The organism is Algoriphagus antarcticus (assembly GCF_002150685.1).
Lineage (GTDB): Bacteria > Bacteroidota > Bacteroidia > Cytophagales > Cyclobacteriaceae > Algoriphagus > Algoriphagus antarcticus.
This window is the reverse complement of record NZ_MSSW01000134.1, coordinates 1-1,308: the sequence shown is the minus strand read 5'-3', so window position 1 is coordinate 1,308 and position 1,308 is coordinate 1. Positions and strand designations below refer to the sequence as shown.

Annotated in this window: 2 protein-coding genes; both read left to right on the top strand. The window is 37.6% G+C overall.

Annotated elements, in window-relative coordinates; translation table 11 throughout:
- On the top strand, positions 1-298 hold a 298-nt coding region (locus BVH04_RS25690; protein WP_169714522.1), incomplete at its 5' end, for a hypothetical protein.
- Positions 295-945: a hypothetical protein gene (locus BVH04_RS24965; protein ID WP_086544176.1), complete on the top strand. Its 651-nt coding sequence runs from the start codon at positions 295-297 to the stop codon at positions 943-945. The genes BVH04_RS25690 and BVH04_RS24965, both read left to right, overlap by 4 nt.
- The last annotated feature ends 363 nt before the right edge of the window (positions 946-1,308 follow it).

Sequence of the window (1,308 nt, the reverse complement as noted above, 5' to 3'; positions counted from 1 at the left end):
TTTTTTTAATGCAGCTAAATCAGGTACAGGGGTTCTCAACCAACTTAAAAGTGCGGAAAGCTTAATTAATGAAGCAGGAAGTCTTACTAAAGTAAATGCTGGAATGCAGGGTTTTGTGAAAGGCGACGGGGTGGCAATATTTAAAGCTATATCACAAGGTGGAACCCAGCAAGCTAATGGCACTATTCTTATGCAAGATGGCATAATATTATTTAAACACATTTCTAAAACAACTGGAGTTTATACAATTGATATAAATAAAGCTGGTCAAATATTTAAAATACGAATTTTACCATGAAAGAATATATTGAACTTTTAGATGTTTTCGCTATATACCCGCATTCATCATTTTCAAAGTTAATTCCTATAAATCAATGGGGGAATAGGCAGCAAGCAGAAGAATATTTGAAGAAGTATTGGCTCTCTCAAAAAGAGTATATAAATGTATGGAAGAAGTTGCAAGATAAGGTCTTTTATGAAAAAAGAAGATTGCCAGATTTGGTTTATCAGTCGGGATATAAAATGTTGGCCCTAAGAGGTGGGTGCTTATTCAATGAAGAAAGTTTTAACCAACTGCAAAAAGCTATGGATGCAGTTGGCGATGAGTATTTTGTGATTATTCAGCAATCACAAGAGTTTACTAATGGAGAACCAATGTTCAGAATGAAATTCCCAGTTAATATAAGCTGGAATGAACTTTCAGGAGGTAACTATATTTCTGCAGTTATGTTAGAGATGAGTTACAACGAATATTTTGTGTTTAGTGAGAGCGGAAGTTGGGGTAAATACACTGCAAATGATTATGATTTTCCATTGGATATAATAGGTTTTAAGCCGAATTTAGAACCTATTTTTCAAAATCATTTTAGACAAACGGAAGAAGAGCTGAATGAAATACTGAGCTGGATGCCATGGGAATATAAGAAACTAATAAGGGAGCAGTAGAGCTTTCAAAGAGCCTACCCTTCTGGATCAATGCCAGGGCAACCTTACTTTGGTCCAGGTTTGCCCCCATCTGGGTGTAATGTGCGTTGGACTAGGTGAGTACCTACACCCAGTCACCGCCATGATTTGACTACACCTAGAGGGGGGGAATAACCCATGACTTATTCAGGGTTGATCCAATAGAACAGTTTGTTGGTAGTTACCGTGTTGACATTAACTCAAGTGATGGTCAGAACTTAATATTTACCCTAATCAATCCCACCCACATGAAATCACTTACCTATGGAAAAGGCTGGAGTCATCGCTGTAATCCATTGGCTCCTGAAACGTGCTGGATATTACCGATGCAGCAGAATCTGCACG